Origin of the sequence: Pseudomonas carassii (genome assembly GCF_036324045.1) — a bacterium.
GTDB classification, from domain to species: Bacteria; Pseudomonadota; Gammaproteobacteria; order Pseudomonadales; family Pseudomonadaceae; genus Aquipseudomonas; species Aquipseudomonas peradeniyensis.
This window is the reverse complement of record NZ_JAZDCT010000025.1, coordinates 24545-39140: the sequence shown is the minus strand read 5'-3', so window position 1 is coordinate 39140 and position 14596 is coordinate 24545. Positions and strand designations below refer to the sequence as shown.

The window sequence follows — 14596 nt, the reverse complement described above, 5'->3', positions numbered from 1 at the left end:
GCTACCAGCTCAGCCGGCGCTGCCCGACGCTGTCTTCCGGCCCCAGCCATTGCAGGCCACGCAGCACCGGAGTCAGGCCGGCATCGGCCGACATTGCGAAGTCGAGCTTCGCCCGTCGTGCCACCAGGTCGGCCTCCAGGCCAAGCTGGTGCTGCCCTTGGCGAACCAGTCCCGCGACCAGCCGCCAACCCTGATGGCAGTCCATTTCCAACGTCCCCTGCCCCAATCCCAGGGACCACGGTGCACTCAACGCCAGATCGGCCACCGTTATCCGCCCTTCAGCGGCCAGGCAACGCAGCCCCGAGCCTTGCAGGCTGATGCCCCCTTGCCACAGCCCGGTCAGGCGGTATCCCAGGGCCGCGCTGGGCTGCGCGCCCACTGCCTGCAGCCCGGCCTGCCAGCGCCACGGCCAACCGCTCAGGCGCCCTAGCCAGCCCTGGCCTTGAAAGCCCAAGCGCACCTGCAGGTCGCGCTGCCACGGTCGCCACGTCCACTGCACCGGTCCTGCCGCACCCAGCCGGACGGCCTGTCCTTGCCACAGGCTGCCGCTCACGCCCTCGGCCGGTAGCCCGAATCCCGCGACCAGCCAGCGCGCTGGCAGCTCGGCCAACAGCGTAAGACAGAACACCAGGGCCATCCACAGGCCAGCCCGCCGCTTCATGGCCGTAGCCGCACGGTAAAGCGCAGCTCCTCGCTGTCCCGCTCCAGCCCCCACTGCAACGGTTGCGCGTCATCATCGCGCAGGGCCTGCAACCAGCCTTGCAGCACCTGGGCATCGGCCACCTTGCCACGCGCCAGCCAACCTTCGTCCTCGGGCTGCACCTCGGCCAACTCGATGTGTCGCGCCTGGGCCGACTGGTGCAGCCCTTCCAGGGTCAAGGCGGGCTGCTGCACTTGCGCCGTCAGCGATTCGGCCAGCGCCCGCCACTGCGCCTGCTCACGCCAATAGGCGATACCCTCGCGCAGCGCCAGCAGCACAATCAACAGCGCGACGATGCCCCAGGCCAGCAATAGCCGACGCTGCTGCAACCATTCACGGTTCATGCTGCGCTCCCCAGGTCGAACACCACGCGGCGCGCCTCATCTTCTACCTGGACCTGCACGCCGACCGCCGTGGCCATGTCCTGCCAGGGCGCGACGTCGCCCTCGCCTTCCAGCTCCAGGTGCCAGCGCTGGCCGTCGTACCGCACCGCCCGCACCTGCCAGCCAGGGTGATCGCTCAACCAGGCATGGACCTGCGCCTGCAACGCGTCGAGCAGACGCAGGCGCACCTGGCTTTCACCGGCGTCGTCCCGCAGGCGCTTGAGCGCCAGCGCCGCCTGGCGCGGTGTCGCCTGGGGACCGGTCACCGCCAGCACCTGGGCGCGATAGACCTGAGCCTGTCGCCACTGTTGCGCGCACCACAGCACGCCCCACGCCAGGGCTAGCGCCAGGCAGGCGACGGCCAGGCGCGATTGCCCGCCCTGCCAGCACGGGCGTGAGCGGGCACGTCGCGCCTCGAACACCCCCGGCAGGCCATCGAGCGACGCCAGCACCTCTGGCCATGGACCCTCGATGCATTCGGCGTCATCGGCCAGCCAATCCAGCGTAGGCGGCAAGCCGAACGCCTGTGGCCAGGCCAACCAACGCGCCTGGGCCTTGTACAGGCTCATCGTCCCTCGTCGCCAATGCCAACCCGCCGCGCCCACGCTGTCGGGCAGCAGCTGGAACTCAGCCCAGCAACGCTCCACCGGCAGCGCCCAGGCGGCGCACTGCGCACGCCATTCATCCAGCCTCGCCCGCGCCACCACCAGCAATTGCATCTGCCCCGCGTGACGCCCGATACAGGCACACAGCACCTCATCGACGCCTTGCAGCAAGCGGTCCTCGACCAGCAACGGCCACTCTTCGCGCTTGAGCCCGGGCGGCGCGGCCAGTTGGAAGTGGCTGCAGTGCTCACCGGGGACGATCAGGGCGACGCGCGCCTCGAGCCCTGGCGGTGGCTCCCCCAGTCCCTCGCGCACCGGACGGCCCTGGATCACCAGCAGCCACTCCCAGACCTCGCCGGGGCGCAGCAGCAGCCAGGGTTGGGTCGGCGCCCGGCGTCGCCATTCAAGCTTCATGAGCGCCCCCAGGGCAGAACGAAGGTGCAGGTAAACGATGCTCCATCACGCACTAGCTCCACGCGCACACCCCGCCCGGGGTGCGTCGGTTGTTCGGAAGGCCAGGCCAGCCAGCGGCCGGACTGGTGGTAGAGGATGTTCATCGCGCTGACCCGCTCCAGCCGTTCGCGCATCACCCATTGCGGGGCTGCGGCGGCGTAGAGGTCGGCCGAGGTTTCCAGCAGCAGGCGTTGTTCGCGGGGCTCGAAACGCAGACGCTGGCGTTGCAGGCGCGAGCCGCCCTCGGCCTGGGGCCAGGCAGCAGCGGCCACCCACAGCAGTTGCTGGCGGTCGGGTTGCCAGTCGAGCCAGCGCGGCGCCAGCGGCAGGCGCTGTTCATACAGGCGGCGCAGCACCGGGCTGTCGAAACGCCGCTCCAGCGCCAGGCAGAAATCCAGCACGCCAGTTTCGCGTACCTGCTCGTCAAGCCGCTCGCGCACCTTCAGCCAACCGTTGACCAGCGCCGACAACAACACCCCGAGCAAGGCAGTGAGGGCCAAGGCCACCAGCAGTTCGATCAGGGTCATGCCCGCCTGGCGCCGCGTCATGGCCGCTCCAGGAACACGGTGTACTGCCCCAGCGGCAGGCGCTGGTCGCGGTCGGCATGCAGCAGCAGTTCGCCGCGACGCAGGTCACGCACGCCGGTACGGCGCAACTGCAGCTGCCAATGGCAGGCCTGCCCGCCCTCGACCAGCACGCCGCTGTCCTGGTTGGCCGCCGGCCAGTACTGCTCGACCGCGAAACGCGCCTGCAGCTCGCGGGCGCACAGCAGGCCCAGGCGATGCTGCTGCACCGTGTCCTGCACGGCCAGGCGCTGGCGCAGGACCTGGCTGGTGATCACCGCCAGGACCGCGGCGATGCCCAGGGCCACGCTCACTTCGAGCAAGGTGAAGCCCCGTTGCCCGCGTTTCATGGCATCACGCTCACCCGCAACTGGCCGTTGCGGTCCCAGTCCCAGCGCCGGCCGCCCTCGGCCCAGCGCCAGCGCACAGTGCCTGGGCGGGCCCAGCCATCGGGGGTGAACAGCAGCGCAGGTGTCTGGCTAGCTGGCCAGTCCGGGCGCAGGCCCTTGGGCCAATCGCCCAAGGCCACGGTTTCCACCTGCCATTGATCCCCTTGACGGCGCACGAACTCAGGCCTCTGACCGTTCCAACGTATTCCCCGCAGTTGCCCGGCATGGCGCGCCAGGTCAGCCTGGGCCACCGTGGCGGCAGCCAGGCGGTCGAGGGTCTGGTCGACGCTGCTCCTGCCGCTGTCGAGCCAGGCCACGGCCAGGCTGGTCATCAGCGCGGCGATGGCAAGCACCACCAGCAGTTCAAGCAGGCTGAAGCCGCGTTGATGGCACAGGAAAGCCGGGGCTGCTTTGCAGCCCTTTCGCGACACAAGGCCGCTCCCACAAGGAAATGCGGTCGCCTGTAGGAACGGCCTTGTGTCGCGAAAGGGGCGCGAAGCGGCCCCGACAATGCCAAGCCGGACACCCATTCCAGTCACCTCAAAGCGCCCAGTTGCCCAGGTCGGCATCGAGCCCTTCGCCGCCCGGCACGCCATCGGCGCCCAGCGAATAGACATCGACCCGGCCATGTTCGCCGGGCATGCGGTACTGATACGGCGTGCCCCACGGATCTTCCGGCAGACGACGGATATACCCATCGCTGCGCCAGCTGCGCGGCAGCGGTTCCTGGGTCGGTTTCTTCGCCAGCGCCGCCAGACCCTGCTCGTTGCTGGGAAAGCGCAGGTTGTCCAGGCGGTACATGTCCAGCGCCTGCTCCAGGGTCGCAAGGTCGGCCATGACCTTCTGCTTCATGGCCTTGTCCTGATTGCCCAGCACGCTGGGCGCGACCACGGCGATCAGCAGGCCGATGATGAAGATCACCACCATGATTTCCATCAGCGTGAAGCCACGTTGGCGGTTGCGTCGTTGTTGCATGAGAAGTCTCCTTGTCACAGTTGCAATCCCTGGTTGAGCTGCATGATCGGCAGCAGCACCGCCAGCACTATGAACAGCACCACCGCGCCCATCACCAGAATCATCAGCGGTTCGAACAGCGCCATGGCGGTGTCTACCTGGCGGGCGAAACCACGCTCCTGGTCATCGGCCACGCGCTCGAGCATGTCGGCCAGGGTGCCGCTGGCCTCGCCGCTGCCGACCATGTTCACCAACAGCGGCGGAAACTGGCCGGCGCCATCCAGCGCCCGGTGCAGGCTGGTGCCGCCCTGCACCTGCTGGCGTACCTGCGCCATGGCGGCGCGGATACGCAGGTTGCCGACCGTCTCGGTGGCCACCTGCAGGGCTTCGAGCAGGGCCACGCCACTGCCGCAGAGAATCGCCAGGCTGCGCGCCAGGCGCGCGCTCTCCAGCACCTGCAGCAGCGCGCCGACACGCGGCAGGCGCAGCAGCAGGTCGTCGCGGCGCAGACACCAGTGCGGCTTGCGCAGCAGCCAGCCGCCAGCAACGGCCAGCCCGATCGCCAGCACCAGCAGGTACGGCCCGGCATGCACCAACCCCTGGCTGATGCCGATCAGCAGCGAGGTAATGAACGGCAGGCTCTGCCCGGAATGGGCGAACTGCTCGGTGAGCTTGGGCACCACGAAGGTCATCAGGCCGACCACCACCGCCAGCGACACGCCCATCAGCACCGCCGGGTAGATCAGCGCTGTGCGTGCCTTGTGGCGCTGACGCTGGACCTGCTCCAGGTGATCGGCCAGGCGCGCCAGCACCTGGCCCAGGCGCCCGGAGCGCTCGCCGGCCTCGACCAGCGCGCAGTACAGCCCGGTGAACGGCGCACCTTGGCGGGCCAGGCTACGGGCCAGCCCCAGGCCTTCAGCGAGTGAACCACGCAGGGTCACCAGCACCGCATGCAGGGCTGGTTGGCGCAATTGCCGCTCCAGCGTCGCGAGGGCATCGACCAGTGGGATGCCGGCACCGATCAGGGTCGCCAGCTGGCGGGTCAGCTCGCACAGCTGGGCACGGGTCAGGCGCTGGCGACGGGGCTGCGCGCTGTCGTGGCGCTGCAACTGCCGGGCGAACAAGCCCTGCTCGCGCAGCAACTGGCGCGCATGCCGCTCGCTGTCGGCCTGCACGCTGGCCTTGTGCGCCTTGCCGTTCATGTCCACGGCCTGATAGCGATAGGTCGGCATGCTCAGCCCTGCACCACGCGCAGCACTTCGGCCAGGCTGGTCTCGCCACGGGCCAGACAATCGCGGGCCTCAGCCACCAGGCTCTGCCGACGGCCATCCAGGTAGGCCTGCATGGCCAGCTCGCTCTCGCCGTCGTAGAGCAAGGCGACCAGCCCGGCATCCAGCTCGATGAATTCGTACAGCCCCAGCCGGCCGACATAGCCACTGCCCTGGCAATGCTCGCAGCCGACCGGGTGAAAGCTTTCGCGCAGGCTGCCCAACTCCGGCCATAGCTCACGCTCGGCGCTTTGCAGTGGCAGGGCCACCGCGCAGTTGCACAGCCGCCGCACCAGGCGCTGGGCCAGCACGCCGCGCAGGCACGAGGCGATCAGAAAAGGCTCTATGCCCATGTCGCGCAGGCGGGTCACCGCGCCGACGGCGCTGTTGGTGTGCAGGGTCGACAACACCAGGTGCCCGGTGAGGCTGGCCTGCACGGCGATCTGCGCGGTTTCCTGGTCGCGGATCTCGCCGAGCATGATCACGTCCGGGTCCTGGCGCAGGATTGCGCGCAGGCCACTGGCAAAGGTCAGCCCGGCGCGGGGGTTGATGGCGGTCTGGCCGATGCCGGCGATGGCGTACTCGACCGGATCCTCGACGGTGAGAATGTTGCGGCTGCCGTCGTTCAAACTGTTGAGGCTGGCGTACAGCGTGGTGGTCTTGCCCGAACCGGTGGGGCCGGTGGACAGCACGATGCCGTTGGGCCGCGCCAGGCAGCCGCGCAGTCCGCGCAATACGGCGGCGGGCATGCCCAGGTTGTCCAGCGCCAGCAGGCTGGCCTGCTTGTCGAGCACGCGCATCACCACCCGCTCGCCATGGATGCCGGGCAGGGTCGAGACCCGCACATCCACCTCGCGCCCGGCGGCGCGCAGGGTGATGCGGCCGTCCTGGGGCTGGCGCTTCTCGGCGATGTCCAGGCGGGCCATGACCTTGATCCGCGACACCAGCATCGCCGACAGCGCCCGCGGCGGGCGCAGCACCTCGCGCAGGTGGCCATCGACGCGCAGGCGCACCACCAGGCTCTGCTCGAAGGTCTCGATATGGATATCCGAAGCACGCAGGCGCAAAGCCTGGCCGAACAGGCCATTGATCAGGCGGATCACCGGGGCTTCGTCGTCGCTTTCCAGCAGGTCCTCGATGCGCGGCATCTCGCTCATCAGGCTGTCCAGATCGACCTGCTCGCCGATGCCTTCGATCAGCGCCTCGGTCGCCGCCTCGCCGGCCTGGTAGAGCTGGCCGAGGCGCTCGTCGAACTGCGCGCCGTCGAGACGTTCCAGGCTGGCCGGCAAGCCATGCACGCGCAACAGCTCCTGCAACTGGTCGCTGTCGGCGTCGCCGCGCAGCCACAGCTGCCAGCCACCCTCGATCGGCGCCATGGCCACGCCGCTCTGGCGCGCCAGGCGATAGGGCAGCATCACCAGTCACCGCCTTCGAGGCGAGCCCGGCTGGAGGGGAACACCTGCAGCAACGGCAGGCCCTCGGCCAGGGACGGCAGCTTGAGTGGCGTGTTCTGTTGCAGGCTCTGGTACTTCTGCTGGCTCAGGCCGGCCAGGCTCTCGCCGTCACGCAGGATGCGCGGGCGGATGAACACCATCAGGTTCTGCTTGGTGTTCTTGCTGGCGTCGGAGCGGAACAGCCGGCCCAGGTAGGGAATGTCGCCGAGCAGCGGCACGCGCTGGTTGCTGGTGGAGAGTTCGTCGCTGATCAGCCCGCCGAGGATCACCAGGCCGTTGTCCTCGACCATCACCTTGGTCTTGATCTCGCGCTTGTTGGTGATCACGTCGCTGGCGGCGCTGGAATCGGCGATCGACGACACCTCCTGGACGATGTCCAGGCGCACGCTGTTGTCGACGTTGACCTGCGGCTTGATGCGCAGCTTCACCCCCACCTCTTTGCGCTCGATGGTCTGGTAGGGGTTGGCGTTGTTCTGGGTGACGGAGCCGGTGACGAACGGCACCTCCTGGCCGACCAGGATCGACGCTTCGGCGTTGTCCAGGGTCAGCAGGGTCGGCGTGGACAGCAGGTTGAAGCCGCTCTTGCCCTTGAGCGCGTTGACCAGCATGGCGAAGTTGAAACCGCCGCCGATATGGCCGATGCCGGCGGTGGCGCCGGTGGTGGCCGACAGCAGCTTGCCGAGTTTTTCGTTGTCGCCGCTGCTGGCGGCCCCGGCGATGCTGGCGATGTTCACCCCGTTGCCGCCGAAGTTGACGATGCCAGCACCGAACTTCTCGTCGGCGAACAGCCACTGCACGCCCAGCTCCTGGGCGCTGCTGTCGGACACCTCGGCGATGATCGCCTCGACCACCACTTGCGCCCGGCGGATGTCCAGCTGCTCGACAATGCTGCGGAAGGCAGCCAGCTCGCTGTCCGGGCCGACCATCACCACGGCGTTGGTGCCCTCCTCGTACTCCAGGCGGATCCCCGAATCGCTGGCCGCCGGCACCGGCGGCACGTCCTTGCCCTCGCCTTCGGCGGCCGGCACCGCGCCTGTCTGGCTCAGGCCACGCAACACCTTGACCACCTCGGCGGCGTTGGCGTGACGCAGGTACATGACCTGGGTATTGCTGCTGCGCAGGTTGTCGGCGGGCCGGTCGAGTTGGGCCAGCAAGACCCGCACCCGCTCGCGGCTGTCGGCGCTGCCGCGCACCAGCAAGGCGTTGCTGCGCGGGTCGGCGACCACCTGGGCCGCATCGCTGCCCTGCTCGCGGGCCAGCAGGCGGGTCACCAGGCCCGCGGTGTCGGCGGCGCTGGCGTGCTTGAGCGGGATGACCTGCAACGGCTCGTCGCTGACCTGGTCGAGCTGACGCAGCAGGCTGTCGATACGCTCCAGGTTGCTGCGCCAGTCAGTGACCACCAGCAGGTTGGCGGCCGGGTACGGGGTGATCACGCCGACCCGCGGGTCGATCAGTGGCTTGAGGATGCCAAGCATCTGTTCGCTGGCGGCGTTGCGTACGTTGAACACGCGAGTGGCCACGCCATCGCTGCCCTCGGACTTCTTGCCGGCGCTTTCCACCGGCACCGGCTCCAGGCGCGCGGCCTGGTCGGGGACGATCTTCACGCTGCCGTTGGGCAGGTCCACAGCGGCGAAGCCCTGGGCCCGCAGCTGGGCCAGGAAGATATCGTAGATGGCGTCGGCGTCATGCCGATCGACCGTGCGCACGGTGACCTTGCCCTGCACCCGCGGGTCGACGATGAAGGTGGTGCCGGTAATGCGCGACACGCTGTCGATGAACTCACCCAGCTCGGTGTCGACGAAATTGACCTCGTACAGCGGCGTGCCATCGTCGGCGAACACTTCCGGATCTTCGGCCCGAGCCAGGGACATGCCGAGCACCAGCAGCCCGGCCAGACAGTACCTTGCGATCATCATTTATCCTTGGCGCTTGAAGCCGGTCACGGCGGGGCGTGGTGGCCAGGGCAGGCGCTCGCGCCGGCCGTTGTTGTCGAAGATCAGGCCATCGGCGTCGATGTCCTGCAGCACGATGCCTGGCGCCAGGCGCTGGCCGCGACCGAGGGTGCGTACCTGCTGGCCGTGGCGCAGCACCACCACGCTGGCCGACAGCGGCTGGGCCTTGAGCCCGCCCAGGTAGGCCAGGGGCAGACGGGTGATGGGGATGCTTCCGTCATCGACGGGAGCCTGCCAGTGCTCCACCAGCAGCCCCGGCAGCGCGACGTCCGTCTGAACGGGCGCAGTGGCCGGCAGCGGCTGGCGGCTGAGCAGCAGCACGCATTGCGCCGCCAGCCAGCCGGCCAGGGTCAGCAAGGCGAAGGTGACCAGGCGCGAAATCACGCCGCCACCTGATGCGGGTGCCAGCCCGGGTGGCCCTGGACGTAGCGCACCGCCGGCAATTGCAGGGTTGCCAACGCCCAGCCCGGCGTCTGCCGGGTCAGCCAGGCCTCCAGGGTCTGCCACAGCGGTACACCGGCCTGGGCATCGAAGTGCAGGCCGAAGGTGCGGCACAGGCCCTCCACCGGCTGCAGGCCGATGATGCGCTTGCCGTTGGGGCTGTAGCTCACCTGCCAGTCCTGGCTTTGCCAGCGCGGCAGGTCCTGGCTGTTGTCCAGCAGCAGCGGGTCGCCGAACAGTTGCTCGGCGGCGTTCTCCAGCACCTGTTCGACCTGGCGCGCCGGGGCTTCGACCACTGGCGCGGGGTAGCCACCGGTAAGGCTGATCAGGTGTTCACGGGTGATCGGCTCACCCGCCCGCAGCGGGAAGTCGTAACGCAGACCGGGCAGCAGCACCGGCATGCTCGAAGCATCGGCCAGGGCCTGGTGCAGCAGGCGGTCCCAACTGCCGCCACGGGTATCGCGGCGCCACAGCGCCTCGGGGGCGCGGGCCAGGGGCTGGTCGAGCCAGGCGGCGTGGCCGCTGCGCTGGCGTTGCAGCTCGCCGCGCAACTGCCTGACGCGGGCCTGGGCTGGCGCGCCGAGGCTGTGCTCGAAGGCCGGAAAAAAACGCGCCTCGAACTGCCACTGGCCACCGGCCTGGCGGCAACGCAGGCGAAACGCGCCACTGGCCCGGCAGCCGGCGAACAGCACCGGCACCCGCCGGCCACTGGCCTGGCTCGCCAGTACCGGCGCGGGCCACAGGTCCTGACCACGGGCGCACAGCAGCACATCCACTTCCGGCACCCGCTCGGCCAGCCACAGACCGGGGCCGGTACCGACATCCGCCAGCGCCACCACCAGATCGGCCTCGCGCCGGGCCTGCTGGAAGCTCGGTTGAAGGGACTGGTACCACTGTTTCAGGGAGGCTTTCTGGTCCTGGGCGTAAGGGTCGGTGACCCCCACCACCGCAATGCGCACGCCTGCGCGCTGGAACACCTTGACGCCTTCAACGCCCAGCGCCTTGGCCTGGGTGTTGGCAAGGCCGGCGCCGAGGGTAATAGAAGAAGACTGGCGATAGAGCCCGGCGCTGCGCTGCGGCCACAACACCCGCTCGTCGCTGCTGACCCGCGCCTCGCTGCCCAGTAGCTGGCTGCCCTGCACGCCGCTTTCGCCCTGGGTGAGGTAGGCCAGGCCACTGCCATTCCAGCACTGGCCGTTCTCCAGGGTCAGGCACTGCTCACTACCGGCTTCGGCGCGCAATTGTTCGAGCAGTGCCGCGAGCACCGCGTAACCGCCGGTACGGGCCTGGCCGGCCAAGCCCGCGTCGAGCAACGGCGCCAGCTCCGGCTGTCCGGCACTGGCGTTGGGCCCGCTCATCCACGGCGCGCGGCCCAGATGGCTGACCGGCCCCAGGCGCGTGGCCGGTACCACGGCCTGGCCCGGCTGACGGGCATCGAGGGTGTCGGCCACATACAGCAGATCCAGCGCCCGGTCGCTGCCGCCACGCGGCCCCGGCAGCGCGGAACAGGCGCCGAGCAGCGGCGCCAGCGCACCGACGCCCATCCACCCGATCACCTCGCGCCTGCCCACACTGCTTGCCATCGACTCCGCCATCCCTGTTCACGTTGGGACCCGGATATTGCGGCGTTGGCGTGACAGTTTGATGGCAGAAATCCGCTGCTAATTCCAAAACAGCCTTGATTAGGCCTTTAGTAATAGCAGCGCGTTTTAAACGCCCTTTAACATTTCTGCCAATCAATCGACATACTTGCCGTCTACAGTCGCGGTTTCCTTCAACTCAGCCAAAAAAAGGACACCCTGATGAGTCGAGATACCGGCGATAACCTGGACCGGAACCTGAGCGGCAACCTGCCGATGGCCAGTGTCATGGACACCTACCTGAGCCGCCGCGCCGTGGTGCGCGGCAGCCTCGGCGCCGCCATCGCCATGATCGCCGGCACCGGCCTGACCGGTTGCTTCGACGGCGGCGGCGGCTCCGACAACGACGATCCGGCGCCCCAGCCAGAGAAACCGAAACTCAAGCTGGGCTTCAATTCCATCCCAGGCTCGCGCACCGATGCCTGCGTGGTCGCCGCCGGCTACAGCGCCTATGTGCTGGCGCCCTGGGGCACACCGCTGAACGCCACCGCCAATCCCTGGAAGGCCGACGGCAGCAACACTTCCATCGACCAGGCCAACGCCATGGGCATGCACCACGACGGCATGCACTTCTTCCCCATCAACGGCAGCTCCAGCGATGGCCTGCTGGCGATCAACTTCGAGTACATCGACACCGCCGCCCTGCACCCGGCCGGCCCCACCACCGTCGCCGGCAAGCGCCCGGTCGAGGAGGTGCGCAAGGAGATCAACGCCCATGGCGCGGGCGTGGTGCGCATCAGCAAGGTCGCCGGGCGCTGGCAGGTGGTCAACAACGACCCGCTGAACCGCCGCTTCACCACCGTCTCGCTGATGGACATTGCCGGCCCGATGCGCGGCACCGACCACGTCAAGACCAAGTTCTCGCCCACCGGCACCCAGTGCCGCGGCACCAACAACAACTGCGGCAACGGCTACACCCCGTGGGGCACCTACCTGACCTGCGAGGAGAACTGGCCCGGCATCTTCGTCAACAAGGGCACCCGCCCGGCCAACCAGGTGCGCATTGGCGTCTCGAGCAGCAGCGGCCAGTACAAGTGGGAAACCGCGGCCGGTGACGCCAGCGAAGTGGCCGGCGAGTTCGCCCGCTTCGACATCACCCCCACCGGCGCCAGCGCCACCGACGACTTCCGTAACGAAGCCAGCACCTACGGCTACATCGTCGAGATCGACCCGTACACCAGCAACACCCTGGCAGTGAAGCGCACCGCCCTGGGCCGCTTCCGCCACGAAGGCTGCTGCCCGGGCCTGCCGGTGGCCGGCAAGCCGCTGGTCTGGTACACCGGCGACGACTCCAACAACGAGTACCTGTACAAGTTCGTCTCCGACGCGCCGTGGGATCCGGCCGACGCCAACCCGGCCGACCGCCTGGCCACCGGCGCCAAGTACCTGGACAAGGGCAAGCTCTACGTGGCCCGCTTCGACGCCAACGGCACCGGCGCCTGGCTGCTGCTCGACGTCGCCACCCCGACCACCGGCGGCAGCACCCTCGGCGCACTGTTCGGCGACCTGCCTGGCATCATCCTCAACACCCGTGGCGCTGCCGACGCCGTGGGCGCCACGCCCATGGACCGCCCGGAGTGGACCGCCGTCAACCCGCTCAACGGCGACGTCTACCTGACCCTGACCAACAACAGCGCGCGCACCGCCGCCAAGGTCGACGCGGCCAACCCGCGTGGCCCGAACCGCCACGGCCACATCATTCGCTGGCACGACAGCGCCGACCACAAGACCTTCACCTGGGACATCTTCGTGTTCGGCGCCAACGCCGCCGGCGCCCCGGACATCAACCGCTCGGGCCTGACCGAACTGAACCAGTTCGCCAGCCCCGACGGCATGAGCTTCGATAGCCGCGGCGTGCTGTGGTTCGAGACCGACAACGGCGAGGCCACCCTGACCAGCTACACCAACGACCAAGTGCTGGCGGTGATCCCCACCGACCTGGTGGACGCCAACGGCAAGCAGATTCCGGTCAACGCCACCAACCAGGCAGCCCTGCGCCGCTTCTTCGTCGGACCGAACGGTTGCGAGGTGACGGGCATCACCTTCACCCCGGACAACAAGACGATGTTCGTCAACATCCAGCACCCGGACAACTGGCCGACCACCGACAAGGCCACCGATGTCACACCAACCGGCACATCGGTGCGGCCACGGGCTTCGACGGTGGTGATCCAGCGTAACGATGGCGGGGAGATCGGCACTGCCTGATCGAGTCGACCGGCGCTCCCACGCTGACAAACGAAAAAGCCGCCCATGGGCGGCTTCTTTCGATTCGGCTGAGACTCAGTAGACCTCGAGGCTCCAGCCCACCGGTTCGACAGGCTCACCTTTGAGGATCTTCTCTGCCCGCTCGGCCATTGCCTTGGACAACTCCTCACCTGTCATCTCACGCTTCTTCGCAGTGTTGGCGGGGGTCGGTTTGCGAACCAGTGGTGTACGCAGTTCAATTCTCATATTCATGCTCCTTGTCACAGGGCACGCCTTGCGCGCCAGCGTGGCCTGCCTCAGGCGAGGCTAGCATCTTGCCCAAATGGTAGCAGACAGGGTTCATCAACTGCACGAACAGGTCTGCACGGTCCGCATTCATCAGCATGTTCTCGACATTCTTGCTGACGTTCAAGACGCCCATCAATACGCCCTGATGATAGAGGGGCAGGCTGATCAGCGATTTTGCATGATCAAGCTTGCGGTAGTAATCCTTTACCTGTTGCTCGTATCTGGGATTGATTTCGCTGTTGGTGATTTTCTGATTGGCGAACCACAGTGCCATGGTTTCATTGATGTTCGGGACATAGCCAGGTTGACCAGTCGCCGCCGCTCGCGCCGGCCCCGGTAGGTTTGGATGATGGAACGACGGGTCATAGCACGCCGTGCGAGTGAACGGCAGACAGATCTGCTCGGCGGCCGCATCGGGACGCCCAGGGCATGATGAGTTGACGGATAGTCCGGTATCCTGGATGAACAGGATGCCCGAGCAGCGCTCGATCACCACGTCACAGGATTGGTTGTGCAGAAAAAACTCGTATTGCAGCAACCAGTCCTGCAATGCGTATGAGTCCTGGCTGCCGCAGGCTGTCGCGCCATCACCCAGGGCCAGCTCGCGTACCGGTGTCAGGGCGATCTCATCCTGGTACAGGACCCGCATGATGTTCGCATGGTAGGTAACAAAGCGGTTGGATGCCGAGACGCCATCCCACAGCCTGGTGAGGCTCAGGATGATCGACATGATGATCCGAATGCGCTGTACGATCGTTTCCGGGCTGAGCGTGCGAGCCTCTTGCTTGGTCAACTGGCGCAACTCACCGATCGTCCTCAGGGCATCCACGTAGTCATTGATGAACTGCCGGGGAGGCAGATTGGTCAGGCGCCCTTCCATCTCACGGCGTTGGCGCTCCAGGTCGGCCTCCTTGCGACGTGCGATATCCGTCAAGCCCAGTTCGCGCAGCCACACCAGCACAAGCGCAACCACCGTCAGGCAAAGCGCGATGATGGAGTGCGCGTAAGTTTCCGGCACGGGGAGTGATGTGTCATCGATCAGGTACTTGCACTGTTCGAGAATCGGTGTGCTGCAGATCGATACGAATCCCGCACTGCCGACAGAAAACACTGCCAGCAGGATCGACCCGGCGGCAGACGCAAAGCACTTCGAGAGCCCTGTCCGGAAACGCCCGTCAATGGCCACGCCGTCACTCAGGGCCTGGAAGGTTTTCTCGCCCCAACTGGGGCGGGTGGTGTTCAGCATGAGAGGTGAATACCCAGTAGAACATGTGGTCGGCGGATAGCTTAGCCGCCCG

At 67.6% G+C, this 14596-nt stretch carries 15 protein-coding genes; 1 reads left to right on the top strand and 14 read right to left on the bottom strand.

The genetic code is table 11. The annotated features are described in order from the left end of the window. Position 1: 1 nt before the first annotated feature. The 12 genes from V0R62_RS18210 to V0R62_RS18155 form a co-directional block, all read right to left on the bottom strand. Positions 2-661: a hypothetical protein gene (locus tag V0R62_RS18210; RefSeq protein WP_330104735.1), complete on the bottom strand. Its 660-nt coding sequence runs from the start codon at positions 659-661 to the stop codon at positions 2-4. Beyond that, positions 658-1044, bottom strand: coding sequence for a type II secretion system protein GspM (gene gspM, locus V0R62_RS18205; RefSeq protein ID WP_330104734.1), 387 nt, complete (start codon positions 1042-1044; stop codon positions 658-660). The genes V0R62_RS18210 and gspM overlap by 4 nt, the downstream gene beginning before the upstream one ends. Beyond that, entirely contained in the window at positions 1041-2102 is a 1062-nt protein-coding gene (locus V0R62_RS18200; protein WP_330104733.1) for a GspL/Epsl periplasmic domain-containing protein, read from the bottom strand. The genes gspM and V0R62_RS18200 overlap by 4 nt, the downstream gene beginning before the upstream one ends. Continuing rightward, a complete protein-coding gene (locus tag V0R62_RS18195; protein WP_330104732.1) occupies positions 2099-2689 on the bottom strand; it encodes a prepilin-type N-terminal cleavage/methylation domain-containing protein in 591 nt (196 codons plus the stop codon). Before V0R62_RS18195 ends, V0R62_RS18200 begins: the two co-directional genes overlap by 4 nt. Then, positions 2686-3054, bottom strand: coding sequence for a type II secretion system protein (locus V0R62_RS18190; RefSeq protein ID WP_028691606.1), 369 nt, complete (start codon positions 3052-3054; stop codon positions 2686-2688). Before V0R62_RS18190 ends, V0R62_RS18195 begins: the two co-directional genes overlap by 4 nt. Continuing rightward, positions 3051-3488 carry a type II secretion system minor pseudopilin GspH gene (gene gspH, locus V0R62_RS18185; protein ID WP_330104760.1) on the bottom strand — a complete coding sequence of 146 codons (438 nt, stop codon included), beginning with the start codon at positions 3486-3488 and terminating at the stop codon, positions 3051-3053. The genes V0R62_RS18190 and gspH overlap by 4 nt, the downstream gene beginning before the upstream one ends. Positions 3489-3633: 145 nt before the next feature. Beyond that, a complete protein-coding gene (gene gspG / locus V0R62_RS18180; RefSeq protein ID WP_330104731.1) occupies positions 3634-4068 on the bottom strand; it encodes a type II secretion system major pseudopilin GspG in 435 nt (144 codons plus the stop codon). Positions 4069-4082: 14 nt separating this feature from the next. Further along, positions 4083-5279, bottom strand: a complete 1197-nt coding sequence (gene gspF, locus V0R62_RS18175; protein WP_330104730.1) for a type II secretion system inner membrane protein GspF — start codon at positions 5277-5279, stop codon at positions 4083-4085. Positions 5280-5281: 2 nt separating this feature from the next. Next, on the bottom strand, positions 5282-6730 hold the full coding sequence (locus V0R62_RS18170; RefSeq protein ID WP_330104759.1) for a GspE/PulE family protein: 1449 nt from the start codon (positions 6728-6730) through the stop codon (positions 5282-5284). After that, on the bottom strand, positions 6730-8682 hold the full coding sequence (gene gspD / locus V0R62_RS18165) for a type II secretion system secretin GspD (protein ID WP_330104729.1): 1953 nt from the start codon (positions 8680-8682) through the stop codon (positions 6730-6732). The genes V0R62_RS18170 and gspD overlap by 1 nt, the downstream gene beginning before the upstream one ends. A gap of 3 nt (positions 8683-8685) precedes the next feature. Beyond that, positions 8686-9102, bottom strand: coding sequence for a pilus assembly protein PilZ (locus tag V0R62_RS18160; RefSeq protein WP_408005697.1), 417 nt, complete (start codon positions 9100-9102; stop codon positions 8686-8688). After that, positions 9102-10745 carry a bifunctional UDP-sugar hydrolase/5'-nucleotidase gene (locus V0R62_RS18155; protein ID WP_330104727.1) on the bottom strand — a complete coding sequence of 548 codons (1644 nt, stop codon included), beginning with the start codon at positions 10743-10745 and terminating at the stop codon, positions 9102-9104. The genes V0R62_RS18160 and V0R62_RS18155 overlap by 1 nt, the downstream gene beginning before the upstream one ends. A 219-nt stretch (positions 10746-10964) precedes the next feature. Between V0R62_RS18155 and V0R62_RS18150 the strand changes: the two genes are divergently transcribed. Further along, entirely contained in the window at positions 10965-13010 is a 2046-nt protein-coding gene (locus V0R62_RS18150) for a PhoX family protein (protein ID WP_330104726.1), read from the top strand. Between the two features lie 75 nt (positions 13011-13085). Here V0R62_RS18150 and V0R62_RS18145 read toward each other — a convergent pair whose 3' ends face one another. Both V0R62_RS18145 and V0R62_RS18140 read right to left on the bottom strand, forming a co-directional pair. Next, complete coding sequence (locus V0R62_RS18145) at positions 13086-13256, bottom strand: hypothetical protein (protein WP_181427840.1); 171 nt, start codon at positions 13254-13256, stop codon at positions 13086-13088. After that, entirely contained in the window at positions 13246-14544 is a 1299-nt protein-coding gene (locus tag V0R62_RS18140; RefSeq protein ID WP_330104725.1) for a hypothetical protein, read from the bottom strand. The genes V0R62_RS18145 and V0R62_RS18140 overlap by 11 nt, the downstream gene beginning before the upstream one ends. Positions 14545-14596: the final 52 nt, after the last annotated feature.

Bases quoted from the DNA above. Each gene is read 5' to 3' on its own strand.
- V0R62_RS18145 (WP_181427840.1), bottom strand. From the start codon at position 13,256: ATGAGAATTGAACTGCGTACACCACTGGTTCGCAAACCGACCCCCGCC.
- V0R62_RS18190 (WP_028691606.1), bottom strand. From the start codon at position 3,054: ATGAAACGCGGGCAACGGGGCTTCACCTTGCTCGAAGTGAGCGTGGCC.
- gspD (WP_330104729.1), bottom strand. From the start codon at position 8,682: ATGATCGCAAGGTACTGTCTGGCCGGGCTGCTGGTGCTCGGCATGTCC.
- V0R62_RS18200 (WP_330104733.1), bottom strand. From the start codon at position 2,102: ATGAAGCTTGAATGGCGACGCCGGGCGCCGACCCAACCCTGGCTGCTG.
- gspG (WP_330104731.1), bottom strand. From the start codon at position 4,068: ATGCAACAACGACGCAACCGCCAACGTGGCTTCACGCTGATGGAAATC.
- V0R62_RS18150 (WP_330104726.1), top strand. From the start codon at position 10,965: ATGAGTCGAGATACCGGCGATAACCTGGACCGGAACCTGAGCGGCAAC.
- V0R62_RS18155 (WP_330104727.1), bottom strand. From the start codon at position 10,745: ATGGCAAGCAGTGTGGGCAGGCGCGAGGTGATCGGGTGGATGGGCGTC.
- V0R62_RS18170 (WP_330104759.1), bottom strand. From the start codon at position 6,730: ATGCTGCCCTATCGCCTGGCGCGCCAGAGCGGCGTGGCCATGGCGCCG.
- gspM (WP_330104734.1), bottom strand. From the start codon at position 1,044: ATGAACCGTGAATGGTTGCAGCAGCGTCGGCTATTGCTGGCCTGGGGC.
- V0R62_RS18195 (WP_330104732.1), bottom strand. From the start codon at position 2,689: ATGACGCGGCGCCAGGCGGGCATGACCCTGATCGAACTGCTGGTGGCC.
- V0R62_RS18140 (WP_330104725.1), bottom strand. From the start codon at position 14,544: ATGCTGAACACCACCCGCCCCAGTTGGGGCGAGAAAACCTTCCAGGCC.
- V0R62_RS18210 (WP_330104735.1), bottom strand. From the start codon at position 661: ATGAAGCGGCGGGCTGGCCTGTGGATGGCCCTGGTGTTCTGTCTTACG.
- gspF (WP_330104730.1), bottom strand. From the start codon at position 5,279: ATGCCGACCTATCGCTATCAGGCCGTGGACATGAACGGCAAGGCGCAC.